15 protein-coding genes are annotated in these 17663 nt (G+C 70.3%); 8 read left to right on the top strand and 7 right to left on the bottom strand.

The genetic code is table 11. The annotated features are described in order from the left end of the window. Positions 1 to 46: 46 nt before the first annotated feature. Positions 47 to 2932 (top strand): aminomethyl-transferring glycine dehydrogenase, encoded by a 2886-nt coding sequence (gene gcvP / locus AB0G20_RS32165; protein ID WP_361308488.1) that lies wholly within the window; start codon positions 47 to 49, stop codon positions 2930 to 2932. A gap of 48 nt (positions 2933 to 2980) precedes the next feature. On the opposite strand, the gene AB0G20_RS32160 is transcribed toward gcvP, so the two are convergent. Next, positions 2981 to 3400 carry a TOBE domain-containing protein gene (locus AB0G20_RS32160; RefSeq protein WP_361308486.1) on the bottom strand — a complete coding sequence of 140 codons (420 nt, stop codon included), beginning with the start codon at positions 3398 to 3400 and terminating at the stop codon, positions 2981 to 2983. A 76-nt stretch (positions 3401 to 3476) separates the two neighbouring features. Further along, on the bottom strand, positions 3477 to 3872 hold the full coding sequence (locus AB0G20_RS32155) for a helix-turn-helix transcriptional regulator (protein ID WP_031143201.1): 396 nt from the start codon (positions 3870 to 3872) through the stop codon (positions 3477 to 3479). A 126-nt stretch (positions 3873 to 3998) separates the two neighbouring features. Between AB0G20_RS32155 and AB0G20_RS32150 the strand changes: the two genes are divergently transcribed. Further along, complete coding sequence (locus AB0G20_RS32150) at positions 3999 to 4598, top strand: DUF1707 domain-containing protein (protein WP_361308484.1); 600 nt, start codon at positions 3999 to 4001, stop codon at positions 4596 to 4598. A 1-nt stretch (position 4599) separates the two neighbouring features. Here the strand turns inward: AB0G20_RS32150 and AB0G20_RS32145 are convergent, their stop codons facing one another. Then, positions 4600 to 6579, bottom strand: a complete 1980-nt coding sequence (locus AB0G20_RS32145; RefSeq protein WP_361308482.1) for an amino acid transporter — start codon at positions 6577 to 6579, stop codon at positions 4600 to 4602. Between the two features lie 424 nt (positions 6580 to 7003). Here AB0G20_RS32145 and AB0G20_RS32140 point away from each other — a divergent pair, with 424 nt between their 5' ends. The 4 genes from AB0G20_RS32140 to AB0G20_RS32125 are packed head-to-tail and all read left to right on the top strand — an operon-like array spanning position 7004 to position 11244. After that, a complete protein-coding gene (locus AB0G20_RS32140) occupies positions 7004 to 8296 on the top strand; it encodes an extracellular solute-binding protein (RefSeq protein WP_361308534.1) in 1293 nt (430 codons plus the stop codon). Between the two features lie 6 nt (positions 8297 to 8302). After that, positions 8303 to 9301, top strand: a complete 999-nt coding sequence (locus tag AB0G20_RS32135; protein ID WP_361308480.1) for a sugar ABC transporter permease — start codon at positions 8303 to 8305, stop codon at positions 9299 to 9301. Next, complete coding sequence (locus tag AB0G20_RS32130) at positions 9298 to 10140, top strand: carbohydrate ABC transporter permease (protein ID WP_361308478.1); 843 nt, start codon at positions 9298 to 9300, stop codon at positions 10138 to 10140. The genes AB0G20_RS32135 and AB0G20_RS32130 overlap by 4 nt, the downstream gene beginning before the upstream one ends. A gap of 54 nt (positions 10141 to 10194) precedes the next feature. Beyond that, complete coding sequence (locus AB0G20_RS32125; protein WP_361308476.1) at positions 10195 to 11244, top strand: endo-1,4-beta-xylanase; 1050 nt, start codon at positions 10195 to 10197, stop codon at positions 11242 to 11244. Between the two features lie 61 nt (positions 11245 to 11305). Here AB0G20_RS32125 and AB0G20_RS32120 read toward each other — a convergent pair whose 3' ends face one another. From AB0G20_RS32120 to AB0G20_RS32110, 3 genes are all read right to left on the bottom strand, one after another. Continuing rightward, complete coding sequence (locus AB0G20_RS32120; RefSeq protein WP_361308474.1) at positions 11306 to 12331, bottom strand: LacI family DNA-binding transcriptional regulator; 1026 nt, start codon at positions 12329 to 12331, stop codon at positions 11306 to 11308. Positions 12332 to 12542: 211 nt separating this feature from the next. Beyond that, positions 12543 to 12746: a DUF5999 family protein gene (locus AB0G20_RS32115; RefSeq protein WP_361308472.1), complete on the bottom strand. Its 204-nt coding sequence runs from the start codon at positions 12744 to 12746 to the stop codon at positions 12543 to 12545. Positions 12747 to 13169: 423 nt separating this feature from the next. Further along, complete coding sequence (locus tag AB0G20_RS32110; RefSeq protein WP_361308470.1) at positions 13170 to 13754, bottom strand: hypothetical protein; 585 nt, start codon at positions 13752 to 13754, stop codon at positions 13170 to 13172. Between the two features lie 544 nt (positions 13755 to 14298). Between AB0G20_RS32110 and AB0G20_RS32105 the strand changes: the two genes are divergently transcribed. Further along, positions 14299 to 15816: a glutamate-cysteine ligase family protein gene (locus tag AB0G20_RS32105; protein ID WP_361308468.1), complete on the top strand. Its 1518-nt coding sequence runs from the start codon at positions 14299 to 14301 to the stop codon at positions 15814 to 15816. A gap of 67 nt (positions 15817 to 15883) precedes the next feature. Further along, positions 15884 to 16684 (top strand): type II CAAX endopeptidase family protein, encoded by an 801-nt coding sequence (locus AB0G20_RS32100; protein ID WP_361308532.1) that lies wholly within the window; start codon positions 15884 to 15886, stop codon positions 16682 to 16684. 50 nt (positions 16685 to 16734) lie between these two features. Here the strand turns inward: AB0G20_RS32100 and AB0G20_RS32095 are convergent, their stop codons facing one another. Next, positions 16735 to 17553 (bottom strand): PhzF family phenazine biosynthesis protein, encoded by an 819-nt coding sequence (locus AB0G20_RS32095; protein ID WP_361308466.1) that lies wholly within the window; start codon positions 17551 to 17553, stop codon positions 16735 to 16737. Between the last annotated feature and the right edge of the window lie 110 nt (positions 17554 to 17663).

Raw genomic sequence — 17663 nt, 5'->3', positions numbered from 1 at the left:
TGCAGTGGTGCCCCTCGAAGGTCGTGTCGACCAGGAGGCCTCCGTAATGACCGCCCACCGCATTCCGCTCTCCGAGCTCGAAGAGGCAGTCCCCTTCGAGCAGCGCCACATCGGCCCCGACCACGAGGCCTGCGCCAAGATGCTCGCCCAGGTCGGCTACGGCTCGCTGGACGAGCTCACGGCCGCCGCGGTCCCGGCCGTGATCAAGAGCGCCGAGGCGCTGGACCTCCCCGGTGCCCGCAGCGAGGCCGAGGTGATCGCCGAGCTGCGCTCGCTCGCCGACCGCAACCAGGTCCTCGGCTCCATGATCGGCCTCGGTTACTACGGCACGTTCACGCCGCCGGTCATCATGCGCAACGTCATGGAGAACCCGTCCTGGTACACGGCGTACACGCCGTACCAGCCGGAGATCTCGCAGGGCCGGCTCGAGGCGCTGCTCAACTTCCAGACGATGGTCGCCGACCTGACCGGACTGCCGACCTCCGGCGCCTCCCTGCTCGACGAGGGCACCGCGGCCGCCGAGGCCATGGCGCTGTCGCGGCGTCTGGGCAAGAACAAGAAGGGCCTGTTCCTGGTCGACGCGGACACGCTGCCGCAGACCATCGCAGTGATCCAGACCCGCGCCGAACCGACCGGCGTCGAGGTCGTCGTCGCCGACCTCGGCCAGGGCATCCCCGCCGAGATCGCCGAGCGCGAGATCAACGGCGTGCTGATCCAGTACCCGGGTGCCTCCGGCGCCGTGCGGGACATCAAGCCCGTCATCGACCAGGCGCACGAGCTCGGGGCGCTCGTCACCGTCGCCGCCGATCTGCTGGCGCTGACGCTGCTGAAGTCGCCCGGTGAGCTCGGGGCGGACATCGCCGTCGGGACGACGCAGCGCTTCGGCGTGCCCATGGGCTTCGGCGGACCGCACGCCGGCTACATGGCGGTCCAGGACAAGATGGCGCGCAGCCTGCCCGGGCGGCTCGTCGGCGTGTCCGTGGACGCCGACGGGAACAAGGCCTACCGGCTGGCGCTGCAGACGCGTGAGCAGCACATCCGCCGTGAGAAGGCCACCAGCAACATCTGCACCGCGCAGGTGCTGCTCGCCGTCATGGCCGGCATGTACGCCGTCTACCACGGCCCGGAGGGCCTGAAGGGCATCGCGCGGCGTACCCACCGGTACGCCACGGTCCTGGCCGCCGGGCTCGCGAGCGGTGGTGTCGAGGTCGTGCACGGGGCGTACTTCGACACCCTGACCGTGCGGGTCGAGGGCCGGGCCGCCGAGGTCGTGGCCGCCGCGCGGGACAACGGGGTCAACCTGCGTCTCGTCGACACCGACCACGTCTCGATCGCCTGCGACGAGACCACGACGCGCGCCCAGCTGCGTGCCGTATGGGCCGCCTTCGGTGTCGACGGCGTCGTCGAGGCGCTGGACGCGGCCACCGAGGACGGGCTTCCGGCCGCTCTGCTGCGTACCGACGACTACCTGACGCACCCCGTCTTCCACCAGCACCGCTCCGAGACCGCCATGCTGCGCTACCTGCGCAAGCTGGCCGACCGGGACTACGCGCTCGACCGCGGCATGATCCCGCTGGGCTCCTGCACCATGAAGCTCAACGCGACCACCGAGATGGAGCCGGTCACCTGGCCCGAGTTCGGGCAGCTGCACCCCTTCGCGCCCGCCGAGCAGGCCGGGGGCTACCTCACCCTCATCCACGAGCTGGAGGACCGTCTCGCCGAGGTCACCGGCTACGACAAGGTGTCCCTCCAGCCGAACGCCGGGTCGCAGGGCGAGCTGGCCGGCCTGCTCGCCGTCCGCGGGTACCACCGGGCCAACGGGGACGAGCAGCGCACCGTGTGCCTGATCCCGTCGTCCGCGCACGGCACCAACGCCGCCAGCGCGGTCATGGCGGGCATGAAGGTCGTCGTCGTGAGGACCGCCGAGGACGGCGAGATCGACGTCGAGGACCTGCGGGCGAAGATCGAGCAGTACCGCGACGAACTGTCCGTGCTGATGATCACGTACCCGTCCACGCACGGGGTGTTCGAGGAGCACGTCGCCGACATCTGCGCGCAGGTGCACGAGGCGGGCGGGCAGGTCTACGTCGACGGGGCCAACCTCAACGCGCTCGTCGGGCTCGCCAAGCCGGGGCACTTCGGCGGCGACGTCTCGCACCTGAACCTGCACAAGACCTTCTGCATCCCGCACGGCGGCGGCGGTCCCGGCGTCGGGCCGGTCGCGGTGCGCGAGCACCTCGCGCCGTACCTGCCGAACCACCCGCTGCAGCCCGAGGCCGGCCCGGAGACGGGTGTCGGGCCCATCTCCGCGGCGCCGTGGGGCTCTGCCGGCATCCTGCCCATCTCGTGGGCGTACGTGCGGCTCATGGGCGGCGAGGGGCTGAAGCGGGCCACGCAGGTGGCCGTGCTCAGCGCCAACTACATCGCCAAGCGGCTGGAGCCGCACTACCCGGTGCTCTACACCGGTCCCGGCGGGCTCGTCGCCCACGAGTGCATCATCGACCTGCGGCCCCTGACGAAGGCGACCGGCGTGAGCGTCGACGACGTCGCCAAGCGGCTGATCGACTACGGCTTCCACGCGCCGACCATGTCGTTCCCGGTGGCCGGGACGCTGATGATCGAGCCGACCGAGTCGGAGGACCTGGCCGAGCTGGACCGGTTCTGCGAGGCGATGATCGCCATCCGCGCGGAGATCGAGAAGGTCGGCTCCGGCGAGTGGCCCGCGGACGACAACCCGCTGCGCGGCGCCCCGCACACCGCCGGCGCGCTCGCCGGCCAGTGGGAGCACGCCTACAGCCGTGCGGAGGCCGTCTTCCCGGCCGGGGTGTCGACCGCTGACAAGTACTGGCCGCCGGTGCGCCGCATCGACCAGGCCTTCGGCGACCGGAACCTGGTGTGCTCCTGCCCGCCGCTGGACGCGTACGAGGACTGATCGGCCGACCGGTCACAGAGGGGCTCCGCTCGTGCGGGGCCCCTCTCGTCATGCGGTGGCGAGTGACACCTCGGTCGCCTTGATCAGGGCGACGACGGGAATCCCGGGCGACAGGGCCAGGTCCTGCGCCGCGTCGCTGGTGATCGCGGCGGTCAGTTCGCCGCCCTCGACCGTGACGCGGACCGACGCCATCGCCTCACCGGCCGCGATGTCCGTGACCGTACCGGGGAGCTGGTTGCGGATCGACAGGCCCTCGACGGGCGCGGTGGCCAGGGAGACCTCCGTCGACTTCATCAGGGCGCGCACGGCGGTGCCCGGAGCGAGACGGAGGTCGTCCGCGGCCTCGCGGGTGATCGCCGCGGTGAGGTCCTGGCCGCCGGTGAGGCGGACCCTGACCGTCGCCATGGCCTCGCCCGGGGTGACGGCGGTGACGGTGCCGGGGAGCTGGTTGCGGATGCTCAGGCTCATGGGTGCACGGTAGCCCGGTGGGGGCGTCGGGCCGGGGATGTGTGCTTTTGGGTCGACGCCGCTGTCGCCCCCGGGCTCAGACGCGGTCGATATGGACGTTCGTCGACTTCACGCGGGCCGTCGCCTCCATGCCGACCTCCAGGCCCAGTTCCTCCACCGCCTCGCGGGTGAGCAGGGAGACGAGCCGGTGCGGGCCGGCCTGGATCTCCACCTGGGCGGCGACGTCGCCGAGTTTGATCGCTGTGACGATGCCGGGGAAGGCGTTGCGGGCCGAGGTGTACGGGGCGTCCTCCTCGGCGGCGCCGGACCGGGCGAGTTCGACCGAGAAGGCGGCCAGGTCCCGCCCGTCGATGAGCCGTCGCCCGGCCTCGTCGCGGTGGGTCGTGATGCGGCCCGCGTCCGCCCAGCGGCGGGCGGTGTCCGGGCTCACGCCGAGCAGCCGTGCTGCCTGGCCGATCGTGTAGGACTGCATGCCGGTCACGATAGGGGCGGGGGAAGGGAACGGCGGATGCGGGGTTGGCCGTTGGGTATAACGCGATATAGCGTTAGTCTTCGGCTGGTTGACCGGGTGCCGTGCCCGGGGGATCGGGGTCGAGTGATGGCGGCGGAGTTGGCGCGGACCGGCGGATCGCCGCCCGAGGTGAGGGCGTCGCACGCGGACCGGGACCGGACCGTGGATGTGCTGCGCGTCGCCGCGGGCGACGGACGGCTCACCCTGGAGGAGCTCGAGGAGCGGCTGGAGATCGCGCTGTCCGCCCGTACGGTGGGCGAGCTCGCCGTGGTGACGGCGGATCTGCCCGCGATGGCCGGTGGGATACCCGTCGGTGCCGAAGACGTCGTCCGGATCCAGCAGGAGGGGGCATCGACGCGACGGGACGACGCCTGGGTGGTGCCGCGGCGGCTGGAGATCCGTTCGGCGTGGGGTGAGGTGACGCTCGACTTCACCGACGCGGTGATCACACACGACACCCTGGACATCGACCTGGACCTGCGTGCCGGAGCCCTGAAGCTGCTGACCCGGCCGGGCGTCGTGGTCGACACCGGCGGCCTGGTCATGAACTACTCCGAGATCAAGGCGCGTCGGCCGGTCGAGGCCCCTGTCCTGCTGCGGGTACGGATCACGGGTGAGATCCACTACGGGCAGGTCGTGGTGCGCCCGCCGCGCAAGGTCTTCGGCAGGAGGAGCGCGACGGCCTGACTCAGCCCACGTGCACCCTCGGCCGCCGCTTCCGGTCCGGCTCCGCCTCGCGCAGCACCTCACGGGTCACCGGGGCGACCTCGCCCTGGCCGAACAGGAAGAAGCGCAGGAAGTTGGCGAAGGGCCCGCCCTCGGTCCACTCGAAGTAGATGTGCGGGGTGCAGCCGGTCGAGTCGCGGACCTGCAGCAGAAGCGCGGCCAGGGCGTTGGGGACGGAGGACGACTCCAGCGTCAGGACGCGGTAGCGGCCGTGCAGCACCTCCCCGCGTACGGTCAGGCCCGCCTCGAACTCGGACGGGTCGGTCACCGTCACCTCGACGAAGACGAAGTCCTCCTGGCCGGGCACGTCGTTGTCGTGCCGGATCTGCTCGATCTTGTCGCGGTACTCGGCCATGTCGCGCCGGTCGGGCTCGTTGGCGATGAACCGTATCCGGCGGCTGGCCATGTCCCGGACGAACCGCTCCGCCATGTCGTCCAGCGTCACACCGGTCACGCGCAGCTCGAACGCCCGGGCCAGCCGTGACAGCAGGGAGACCAGGATGATGCCGGCGATGAAGCAGGCGCCGATCTTCACACCGTCCGGGCGCTCGATGACGTTGAGCACGGTCGTGTAGAGGAACACCGCGGAGATCACCGCGAAGGCGATGGTCCAGTTCCGCTGCCTCGCCTTGCGGGCGGCGATGGTCACCGCGATCGCCGCGGAGCTGATGAGGACCAGCACACCGGTCGCGTAGGCACCGCCCTGGGCGTTGACGTCGGCGTCGAAGATCCAGGTGACCAGGAAGGCGATCAGCGTGAAGACGATGACCATGGGCCGCACGGCGCGAGCCCAGTGCGGGGCCATGCCGTAGCGGGGCAGATAGCGCGGCATCAGGTTGAGCAGGCCGGCCATCGCGGAGGCGCCGGCGAACCAGAGGATGGCGATCGTCGAGACGTCGTAGACGGTGCCGAAAGTGTTGCCGAGGTAGTCGTGCGCCAGGTACGCGAGCGCGCGGCCGTTGGCCTGGCCGCCCGCCTCGAACTCCTTCTCCGGAATGAGGAGGGTGGTGATGAAGCTGGTGGTGATCAGGAAGACGCTCATGATCAGCGCGGCCGTGGTGAGCAGCTTCTTCGTGTCACGGATGCGACCGGTCGGCCGTGCCTCCGTGTCGTCCGGGTCCCCCTTGACGTGCGGCATCACGGCGACGCCCGTCTCGAACCCGGAGAGGCCGAGCGCCAGTTTCGGAAAGACGAGCAGGGCGACGCCGATCATGGCGAGGATGTTGCTGTGCTGGGTGGTGAGGGCGCTCGACCAGTCGGTGACCACATGGCCCGCGGTGGCGACGTGGTAGAGGCCGACGACCACCACGACCAGGTTCAGCGCGAGATAGGCCCCGACGAGGGCGACCGCGACGCCGATCGCCTCCAGGAAGCCCTTGAGGAACACCGCGCCGAGCAGGGCCACCAGGATCAGGGTGATCAGCATCTGCTTGTCGTGCAGGGCACCCGTCAGATGCGGGTTCTCCACGAGGTGGGTGGAGGCGTCGGCGGCCGACAGGGTGATGGTGATGAGGAAGTCGGTGGCGGCGAAGCCCAGCAGGGTCAGCACGAACAACTTGCCCTGCCAGAAGGAGAGCAGCCGCTCCAGCATCGCGATCGAGCCCTCGCCGTGGGGGCTCTCCTCGGCGACGCGGCGGTAGACGGGCAGGGCGCCCGCCAGCGTGACGACGACCAGGACGATCGTCGCGATCGGCGACAGCAGTCCGGCGGCGAGGGCCGCGATGCCCGGCTGGTAGCCGAGGGTCGAGAAGTAGTCGACGCCGGTCAGGCACATCACCCGCCACCAGCGCTGGCCCCGGTGCGGGGGCTCCAGCTCGGCGTGGGGCCCGGTGTGGCCGCCGCCCTTGCCCATGTCGGACAGGCCCTCCAGCATCCAGGCGCGCAGACGGTTGGGTGGAGTGGGCTCCGGACGGCTCGGTGCCGGGTGCTCGGTGGTGGCCATCGACGTGCTCCCGATGTGCGGCTCAGCGTGGTTCCGGCCATCACTGGACGGCCCGATCAGCGTATGCGGAGCGTGATGCGGTGGCCCATGAATGAGGGGGCTGTGCGCGTCAAGCTTCCGTTAAGACTGGCGGCCTGGGCGGCCGCAGGTGTGAAAACGCGAGCTGAGAGCGCATGGGACGGCTCTGCCCGCGGGGGAGAGCGGTGCCGGTGCACAGTTCGTGGGTGGACACCCTGCGTGATCGCGACCGGGTTCACTTCGTAACGTTCGTCTGAGAACCCGAATGTTTCGTCATCGCCCCGGGTTCTCGTCCTGATAAAAGATTCACTGTGTACAAGGGGTTGCCACCGTTTAGCCGCTGTCTCTAGGGTTCGGCAGCAGCGAAGCTTTCTGGATCACGTTCGAAACTTTCGAGGAGCGCATGATGGGCGACCCGGCACTGTCCCGCCGCGGCTTCATGGCGGCCTCCGCCGCGGCCGGTCTGGGGATGACGACACTGACCGCATGCGGCGGGGACTCGAACGGAGGGTCGTCGGGGACGACCACGATCGAGTGGTGGAACATCTCCACCACCGAGCCGTCCAAGACCGTATGGGCCGCCCTCGCCCGGAAGTTCGAGGCGCAGAACCCCAAGGTCAAGATAAAGATCGTCCAGATGGAGAACGACGCCTACAAGTCGAAGATGACGGCCCTGACCGCCTCCGGGAAGCTGCCCGACATCTTCCACACCTGGGGCGGCGGCGTACTGAAGCAGCAGGTCGACGCCGGGCTCGTCGAGAACCTCACCGACAGGACCAAACCGTGGGGCGACGCCCTGCTCCCGGTCGCCAAGGAGCCCTATCTGCTCGACGACCAGGTCTACGGCATTCCGTTCGACATCGGCATGATCGGCTTCTGGTACAACAAGGCGCTCTTCAAGAAGGCCGGCATCGCCGAGCCCCCGACCACCTGGAACGGCTTCCTGGACGCCGTACGCAAGCTGCAGGCCGCCGACGTCACGCCGCTGGCACTGGCCGGCAAGGAGAAGTGGCCCGGCATGTACTACTGGGCGTACCTGGCGATGCGCACCGCGGGCGCCGGAGCGCTGCAGAAGGCCTACGAGGACAAGGACTTCACCGGCGCCCCCTTCGTGACCGCGGGCGAGCACCTGGAGGAGCTCGTCGCGCTGAAGCCGTTCCAGAAGGGCTTCCTGGGCGCCGCCTACTCCACGCCCACCGGGCAGGCCGCCGCCGTCGGCAACGGCAAGGCGGCCATGGAGCTCATGGGCCAGTGGGCCCCCACGGTGCAGGCCGACGCGGGCAAGGGCCTCGGCAAGGACCTGGGCTTCTTCCCCTTCCCCGCGGTCGAGGGCGGCGAGGGCACCATCACCGAGGTGTTCGGCGGCGGCGGCGGACACGCCCTGCGCCGGGGCGCCCCGCAGGAGGCCGTCGACTTCCTCAAGTTCTTCGCGTCCGAGGCCACCGACCTGGAGCTGGTCAAGAAGACCGGCGTCCTGCCCGTCGTCCCCGCGGCCGAGAGCGCCATCGCCGACCCCAACATCAAGGCGGTACAGGCCCAGTTGAAGGCAGCCACCGGCTTCCAGCTCTACCTCGACCAGGCGTACGCGCCCGCCGTCGGCCAGGAGGTCAACGACAGCGTCGCCGCGCTCATCGCCGGGTCCAAGTCGCCCGGGCAGGTCGCCCAGTCGATCACGAAGACCGCGAAGGAAGAGCAGTAGTCGGCGATGACCTCCACGTTCCTGCCGGACAAACGGACCGGCCCCGGCGTCGGTGCCCCGCCCCCGGCCGCGGACCGGCCCACGGGGCGGGGCCGGCGACGCGCACTGCACTGGCTCACCGCGGTCGGATTCCAACTGCCCGCCCTGGTGCTGTTCATGGGGCTCGTGCTGCTGCCGATGCTGTTCGCCCTGTACGCCGCGTTCTTCCGCTGGGGCGGCTTCGGCATGCCCTCCGACTACATCGGCGGCGAGAACTTCAGCCGGCTCTTCCAGGACGACGTCTTCCTCGGCGACCTCTGGCGCTGCCTGCTCCTGGTGGTGCTGTCGCTCGCCATCCAGCTGCCGTTCGCGCTCGCCATGGCTGTCCTGCTCAACCAGCGGATGCGCGGCCGGGCGGTCTACCGGATGCTGTTCTTCGCCCCGTACGTCCTGTCCGAGGCCATCACCGGAATCCTCTTCGGCATGATCTTCGCCCCGGACGACGGCTTCGCCGACCAGGTCCTCGGGAGGATCGGGCTGGAGGGGCTGGGCGGGGAGTGGTTCGCGGATCCGTCCACCGTCATGGCGACCGTCTTCCTGGTCATGACCTGGAAGTACTTCGGCTTCCACATGATGCTGTACCTGGCCGGACTCCAGGCCGTCCCCCGGGAACTGACCGAGGCGGCGCTCATCGACGGCGCCAGTGCCTGGCAGCGGTTCCGCAACGTCACCCTGCCGCTGCTCGCGCCCACCCTGCGCATCAGCGTGTTCCTGGCGGTCATCGGGTCGATCCAGCTCTTCGACCTGGTGTGGGTGACCACCGCGGGCGGCCCCGACCACCACTCCGAGACCATGGCCGTGACCATGTTCCAGTACGGCTTCAAGCGCTACCAGGTCGGCTACGCCAGCGCGATCAGCGTGGTCATGTTCGGCATCAGCCTCGTCTTCGCCCTCGCCTACCAGCGGTTCGTCCTCCGGCGCGACCTGGAAGGGGCCACCACGACCATGCGGGGTGACGGTAAGTGACAACCAGTCGGAAAACCCGCGGGGGCAGGAAGACCTGGAGCCTGCACCTCGTCCTGGCCGTCGTCGGCGCGGTCATGGCCGTCCCCCTGCTCTACGCCGCGCTCTCCGGCTTCAAGACCACCGACGAGCTCTCCCGCAACCCGGTCGGTCTGCCCGAGTCGTGGGTGACCTCCAACTACACCCAGATCCTCGGCTCGGGTGACTTCTGGCGGCTGATCGGCAACAGCACGCTGATCGCGGTGGGCACGACCGTCCTGATCGTCGCGGTCTCCGCCCTGTCGGCCTTCTCCTTCGCGCGGTTCGCCTTCCGGGGCCGGGAGGCGCTGTTCACGCTGTTCACCATGGGACTGATGTTCCCGTTCGCGGTGGCGGCCCTGCCGCTGTTCCTGCTGCTGCGCTCCCTGGGCCTGCTGGACAACCCCCTCGGCGTGATCCTTCCGCAGGCCGCCTTCGGACTGCCCATGACGATCATCATCCTGCGGGGCTTCTTCCGGCAGATCCCCGGTGAGCTGGAGGAGGCCGCCACGCTCGACGGGTGCAGCTCGTTCGGCTTCTTCTGGCGGGTGCTGCTGCCCATGGCCCGGCCCGCGCTCGGCACCGTCTCCGTGCTGGCCGTCGTCACCAGCTGGAACAACTTCTTCCTGCCGCTGCTGGTGTTCACCGACGCGCAGTGGTGGACGCTGCCGATCGGCGTCCAGCAGTTCCAGGGGCAGTACTCCGCGGAGTACGCCAAGGTCTTCGCCTACCTGGTGCTGGCCATGGTCCCCGCCCTCGCCTTCTACTCGGTCGCCGAGCGTCAGCTCGTCGGCGGCCTCACCGCCGGCGCCACCAAGGGCTGACGCACGCCGCGAACGTACGGCTCTACCCACCCCCCTGTCGTGAGGAGTCGCACCATGCGCACCACCCGTCTGAGACTCGCCGGCGCCGTCGCCGCGCTCCTGGTCGCCGCCGGCATCGGCGCCGGCACACCCGCCCAGGCGAGTCACCAGCAGCCCACCCTCGCCGACCTCGCCCAGCGGCACGGCCGCTACTTCGGCAGCGCCACCGACAACCCCGAGTTGGTGGACGGGCCGTACACGGCCCTGCTCGGCAGCGAGTTCGACCAGATCACGCCCGGCAACGGCATGAAGTGGTACGCGACCGAACCCCAGCAGGGCGTGTTCGACTTCTCCCAGGGCGACGAGATCGTGAACCTGGCCCGGGCCAACCGGCAGAAGGTACGCGGCCACACCCTGGTCTGGCACAGCCAGCTGCCCGAGTGGCTCACGAGCAGGGAGTGGACGGCCCCGGAGCTGAGGGCCGTACTGAAGAAGCACATCCAGGCGGAGGTACGGCACTACCGGGGCAAGGTGTTCGCCTGGGACGTCGTCAACGAGGCGTTCAACGAGGACGGTACGTACCGGGAGTCGGTCTTCTACAAGACGCTCGGGCCCGGCTACATCGCCGACGCGCTGCGCTGGGCGCACCAGGCGGATCCGCGGGTCAAGCTGTACCTCAACGACTACAACATCGAGGGGATCGGCCCGAAGAGCGACGCTTATTACCGGCTGGCCAAGGAGCTGAAGGCCGCGGGTGTCCCGCTGCACGGCATCGGCCTGCAGGCCCATCTGGCTCTGCAGTACGGCTATCCGACCACCCTGGAGGACAACCTCCGCCGCTTCTCCCGGCTCGGCCTCGACACCGCGCTCACCGAGGTCGACATACGGATGCAACTGCCCGCGACCGAGGAGAAGCTGGCGCAGCAGGCCGAGTGGTACGCCGACGTGACCGAGGCGTGCCTGGCGGTGCGCCGGTGCGTCGGCATCACGCTGTGGGACTACACCGACAAGTACTCGTGGATTCCGGCGTTCTTCCCGGGCGAGGGCGCGGCCCTGCCGTGGGACGAGGAACTGCGGCGGAAGCCGGCGTACTTCGCGCTGCGCGAGGCGCTCGGGGGGAGGTAGCGAGGGCGGGCGGCGCCCTGCCGGACAGGGGGTGGTGGGGCGCCGTTCCTCGCGGTGGAGGTCACGCCGGGGGTGCGGTGCTCGCCCTTACCACCAAGTCGGTGCCCAGCTCCACCCGTGGTGAGTCCGGCTGCTCGTCGCGGGTCAGGCGGAGCACCGTGCGCACGGCCAGCTTGCCCATCTCGGCCAGGGGCTGGCGGATCGTCGTCAGGGGCGGGGCCGACCAGCGGACCTCCGGCAGGTCGTCGAAGCCGACCACGCTCATGTCCTGCGGCACCCGCAGCCCGCGCCGGCGCAGTGCCTCGATGGCGCCGAGTGCCATCTGGTCGCTGGCAGCGAACACGGCGGTCGGCGGCTCGGGCAGGTCGAGCAGGGTGGTGCAGGCGGTGAACCCGGACTCGGGGCGGAAGTCACCGGGGACGACGAGGGACGGGTCCATCGTGATGCCGGCGCCCTCCAGGGCCGCGCGGTAGCCGTCCAGGCGGGCCCGGGAGCACAGCAGGCGGGGCGGGCCGGCGATCAGTCCGATCCGGCGGTGGCCGAGGGACAGCAGGTGCTCGGTGGCCGCCATGCCGCCCGACCAGTTCGCGGCGCCGATCGTGGGGGCGTCCAGGGCGGGGGAGCCCGCCGGGTCGACGACCACCAGGGGCACGCCGAGGATCCGCAGCTCCGCGTGCAGTGTCGGATCCAGGGCCGACGTCACGAGGATGACGCCGTCGGAGGCGCGGGCCCTCAGGTTGCGCATCCACTCGCGGGCGTCGCCGGAACGCCCGTGGATGGCCGACACCACCGTGCCGACCCCGGCGGCGTGCGCCTCCTCCTCGACCCCGCGGATGATCTCCACGGCCCAGGGGCTGTCGAGGTCGTTGAAGACCAGGTCGAGCAGGGCGGCACGGGCGCCCGGGGCCGCGGGACGCTTGCGGTAGCCGTGCCGGCGCAGCAGGTCCTCGACCCGGGCCCGGGTCTGCGGCGACACGTCGGACCGGCCGTTCACCACCCGGGACACGGTCGGTACGGACACGCCGGCCTGCCGGGCGATCTCCGTGATCGTGACCTTGCCCTCGGCGTCGGCCCCACGTGCTCCCACTTGCCCCACCTCCGTCGACGGGTGACCGCGAAACTTCCAGGAGTCTTCCGGAAAACGGGCATCCGTGGGAAGGCGTGCGAGCCGGGAACGGGACGTCGCAGGAGGTGACGGTGAGTGACGCCGCCCGGACATGCGTCGGGGCCGGTTCGCAGGGTGTCCCGCGGCCGGCCCCTCCTGTCTGCCGGCGGAGGCCTCACCCCGCCGGGCGGCCTCAGGCGGCCGTCATCACCTGGTCGGCCAGCGGACGGTGCGGGGCGATGGCCCGGCCGTCCGGCAGCAGCTCGCCGGTGTCCTCGAAGAGCACCACGCCGTTGCACAGCAGGCTCCATCCCTGCTCCGGGTGGTGCGCCACGAGGCGGGCGGATTCCCGGTCGGCGGAGTCGGCTGAGGGGCACTGGGTCTGGTGCTGGCACATGGGTGGGATCTTTCGCTGGGTCGAGATGGACGATGAGACTGAGCTGGCTGAGTCGGCTGTCGTGTCTGTTCCGCGGCTAGAAGTGTCGTTCATGGCCGCCCCCCGTTGTGATAAGTCGTCGGAACCCAGTGTTGCCCCACGGGCGTCGATCCGCAGGGATTTCGCGGCACCGCTTCTCACAGGTTCATGACGCATCACCCGCGCGGACGGTTCATCCCAACTGGGCTGTCCCTTCGGGTGGTTCGCAGTGGCCGAATGGGGCTAGTCCGCTCGGGTCGGCGACATTTCCGGCTCGTACGAGCTATTGCATGCTCGTACGAGCGATCGTGTGAGCGATAAAGCGATCGTGCGAGCGGCATGGTGGTGAATGAGCGACCCCGCCGCCGGAATTCGGCGACGGGGTGCGGGGAACTGGGCGGCGCTTCAGGCGGGTGAGCCGAGCAGTCTGGTGGGAGCCGCCCGGTGGGTCAGTACCGGGAGAAGTTCGGCGACGCGGTGCGGGCGGTGGGCCGCGATGCCGGGAGGCGCCGGCGCCAGCGGGACGAGCAGGTCGGTGGCGGCGGGGTGGCCGGTGGCGCCGTCCGCGGTGCAGTCCTCGTGCAGCCAGAGCGTCAGCATGTACAGGCTGGGCACCGACAGCAGGCGGGGCTGGTACGGCTGCGGCATCGCCTCGGCCTGGCGCAGGGCGCGCTCGGTGGAGGTGATGTACGGGCCCTCGAAGAAGTGCGAGAAGGCCCAGCCGTCGGGAGTCAGCATGGTCTCCGCCGCGGCCACGGCGCGGTCGCCGCAGCGGATCAGGAAGCGCCACCCGGCCAGCCGGGTCGCGGACACGCCCTCGGCCGTGACGTGGTCGAGGACGTGCACGGGCAGCGGGAGCTCGGGGGTGGCGGGTCCCTGGGTGCCGAGCAGGGAGGGAGTTCGTGCTTCGCGGACCGCGGTGGGAGAGGAGAGCGCAGTGAGGACGGAACGGAGTGCGGGCGCGGGAGCCGGAGGGACATGCAGCGGCATGGTGGGTCGCCTCTCATTCAAAGGCACGGTGGCGCGAGGGCGGGGGCGGACGGCGCTGTCAGCTCACGAGGGTCAGAGAGGCAGGGGCCGGGTCATGAGAACGAGAGGGGGGTGGGGTCCGCGTCGCCTCGACGGCAGGACCCATCGACCGTGGGCGCCAACCTTCTGCCTTGTTCGCAAAGTTTATACGACACGGGTTCAGACTGTGTTTCGTCTAGCCGTTTCCGGTGAGTAGAACAAGGGTACATTCGGTCGGCGATACGCGATAATTATCCCGATTCCGGACTGGGGTGCGCGTCGATGACCTCGGCGAATGCCCGCGGACCGGTCGGCCCATTCTCGTCGGCGTTTTTCACGAGTTGCCGGGGCCCGAAACAGTCCTGTGCGTCATGCCGAGTGAATGTGCCACCGGTCACACATGGCCAGCGTAGCGGCCGACGGGTCCGCCCGGGACGTTATCGATCGCTTTCACTGGGCATCCTCCACCTGACCGGGACCCCGGCGGCCGGATCCCGGCCTGCACCATCCGAGGAAGGACGCTTCAATGGGGGAGAAGGTCGTGGCAGGCCGGTTCGACCTGTCCGATCGCCAGCGCTACCGCGACAAGCTGCGTCAGTGTCTGACGGGCTTGGAGCGACTCCTGGCGGAGAAGCGGTTCGATCGCCCCAAGAACCTCATGGGGCTGGAGATCGAATTGAATCTCGCGGGCGCCGACGGCATGCCGAAAATGTTGAACGGGCAAGTCCTCGAACGCATCGCGAGTCGCGACTTCCAAACAGAACTCGCCATGTTCAACCTGGAAGTCAACATCCCTCCACATCGTCTGGGGGGCCGGGTATTCGACCGTCTCGCGGAGGAACTCCGTACGTCACTGGCATATGCCGACCGAAAAGCAGGCGAGGTCGACGCCGGTATTGTGATGATCGGTATTCTGCCGACTCTCGACCGTGACGACCTGGTGTCGTCGAACCTCTCCGACGTCGACCGGTACACCCTCCTCAACGATCAGATCGTGGCCGCCCGCGGCGAGGAGTTCACCCTCGACATCGACGGCGTGGAGCACCTGAGCTGCACCTCGAAGTCCATCGCGCCCGAGGCCGCCTGCACCTCCGTGCAACTGCACCTCCAGGTCACCCCGGCCCGCTTCGCCGACGTGTGGAACGCGGCCCAGGCGGTCGCCGCCGCGCAGATCGCCGTCGGCGCGAACTCGCCCTTCCTCTTCGGCCGCGAGCTGTGGCGCGAGTCGCGGCCCCCGCTGTTCCAGCAGTCCACCGACACCCGCCCGCCCGAGCTCCAGGCCCAGGGCGTCCGGCCGCGCACCTGGTTCGGAGAGCGCTGGGTCACCTCGGCGTACGACCTCTTCGAGGAGAACCTGCGCTACTACCCGGCCCTGCTGCCGATCTGTGACGACGAGGACCCGCTGAGGGTGCTCGACCAGGGTGGCACGCCGTCGCTCGCCGAACTCGTCCTGCACAACGGCACGATCTACCGCTGGAACCGCCCGGTCTACGGCATCGCCGACGGCGTCCCCCACCTGCGTGTGGAGAACCGCGTCCTGCCCGCCGGGCCCACGGTCATCGACGTCATCGCCAACGCGGCCTTCTTCTACGGGGTCGTCCGGGCCCTCGCCGAGGAGTCCCGGCCGGTGTGGACCCGGCTGCCGTTCGAGGCGGCCGCCGCCAACTTCGACGCCGCGTGCAAGGACGGCATCGACGCCCGCCTCGCCTGGCCCCGGCGCGGCCGGTACAGCGGCACCACCGAGGTCGACGCGGTGAACCTGATCCGCGACGAACTGCTGCCGCTCGCCGAGGCCGGCCTGGACGCCTGGGGTGTCGAGCCGGCCGACCGTGATCTGTACCTGGGCGTGATCGAGGAGCGGTGCCGGCGCAGGGTGAACGGGGCGAGCTGGCAGGCCGCCACCTTCCACACGGCACTGGACACGGGCCTCTCCCGGGACGAGGCGCTGGCCGCCACGACCCGGCGTTACCGCGAGCTGATGCACAAGGGGGACCCGGTGCACAGCTGGCCGGTGGGACTGCCGGAGCCGGTGTCGCTGGGCTGACGCCGCCGCGGGGTGACATCCTGCTGCCGCCATACTGATCCGACAGGTCGGTGAAGTGGAGGCAGGTGTGCAGGCGGAGGCGAGCCCGGTGGTCGATTCCATTCCCCAGCAGGGGCTCTCACGGAGGATGCTCCGCAACGAGACACTGCTGGTCCTCGCGCTGTCGCTGGGCGCGAGCGGGGTGTCCGCACTGATCAGCTTCATCGGGTCGGTCACCAAGCCGGGCGGGCTCAAGGACCAGGCCGCCACGATGAACGCCTCGGCCGCGCCCGGCCGGCCCTGGCTCGACCTCGCCTGGCAGCTCTTCGGGATCACCACGGCGCTGGTACCCGTCGCGCTCGTCGCGCACTTCCTGCTGCGCGAGGGGGCGGGCCTGCGCACGATCGGCTTCGACCGCACCCGCCCCTGGCCCGACCTCGGCCGCGGCGCGGCGATCGCGGCGGTCATCGGCAGCACCGGCATCGCCTTCTACCTGGCGGCCCGCGGCCTCGGCTTCAACCTCACCGTGGTGCCCGAGGCGCTGCCGGCGGTGTGGTGGAAGTACCCCGTGCTGATCCTCTCGGCGATCCAGAACGCCGTGCTGGAGGAAGTGATCGTCGTCGGCTACCTGCTGCGCCGCATGGGCCAGCTGGGCTGGACCCCGGCGGCCGCCATGGCCGGCAGCTCCGTACTGCGCGGGTCGTACCACCTCTACCAGGGCATCGGCGGTTTCATCGGGAACATGGTCATGGGCGTCGTCTTCGTCTGTCTCTACCGCCGCTGGGGGCGCGTCGGGCCGCTCGTGGTGGCCCACTCGCTGCTCGACATCGGGGCGTTCGTCGGGTACGCGCTGCTGGCGGGCAAGGTGGGCTGGCTGCCGACGGCGTGACGTGATGAGGTCAGGGGCGTACGACGGTGTCGTACGCCCCTTCGCTGTTCTCAGGCCAGCAACTCGCCCTCGATGACGGTGACAGCCCTGCCGGTCAGCAGGGTGCGGTCGCCGCGCAGCTCCGTGCGGACGCGGCCGGAGCGGGGTGAGGCCTGGAGGCCGGTGAGGTCGGGGCGGCCCAGGCGCTCGGACCAGAACGGGGCGAGCGCCGTGTGAGCGCTGCCGGTCACCGGGTCCTCGTCGATGCCGACGTTCGGGAAGAAGCAGCGGGAGACGAAGTCGTAGCCGAGGCCCGGGTCCTGCGCGCGGGCCGTGGCGATGACGCCGCGTTCGGAATGGGCGGCGAGGGCCCTCAGGTCGGGGCTGAGGCCGAGCACCGTCTTCTCGTCCGCGACCTCGACCAGCAGGTCGCCCACGTTCGGGCCGGTGTCGAGGACCGTGAGCGGCTCGGCGCCCAGATCCTCGGCGAGGCCGCCGGGCGGATCGACCGGGGTGAGCGGGGCCGTCGGGAAGTCCAGCGTGACGGAGCCGTCCCCCGCGGGTGTGGCGACGAGGACGCCGCTGCGGGTGGCGAACCGCACCGGGCCCTCGTGGGCGCCGGTCGTGTGCAGGACGTGGGCGGTGGCGAGGGTGGCGTGGCCGCACATCGCGACCTCGGTGGCCGGCGTGAACCAGCGCAGCGCCCAGTCGGCCTCGGCGCCCTCGGGGAGCGGGTGGGCGAAGGCCGTCTCGGCGTGGTTGACCTCCAGGGCGACGTTCTGCAGCCAGGTGTCGTCCGGAAAGGCGTCCGCGCCGGTCAGGAGCAGGACCCCGGCCGGGTTGCCGGAGAAGGGGCGATCGGTGAAGGCGTCGACGATTCGGATCCGCATGCCGCGACGCTAGGGCTCCCGCGAAGCCGCAGGCCAAGGCCAATTCGAGAGCGCTGGCCCGATTCTGCCGGGCGGGCCCCGCGAGCCGGGTCTTGTCAGGCGAGTGTTAC

Source organism: Streptomyces sp. NPDC024017, from assembly GCF_040638895.1.
GTDB lineage: Bacteria > Actinomycetota > Actinomycetes > Streptomycetales > Streptomycetaceae > Streptomyces.
This window is presented reverse-complemented; position numbering and strand designations above follow the sequence as displayed.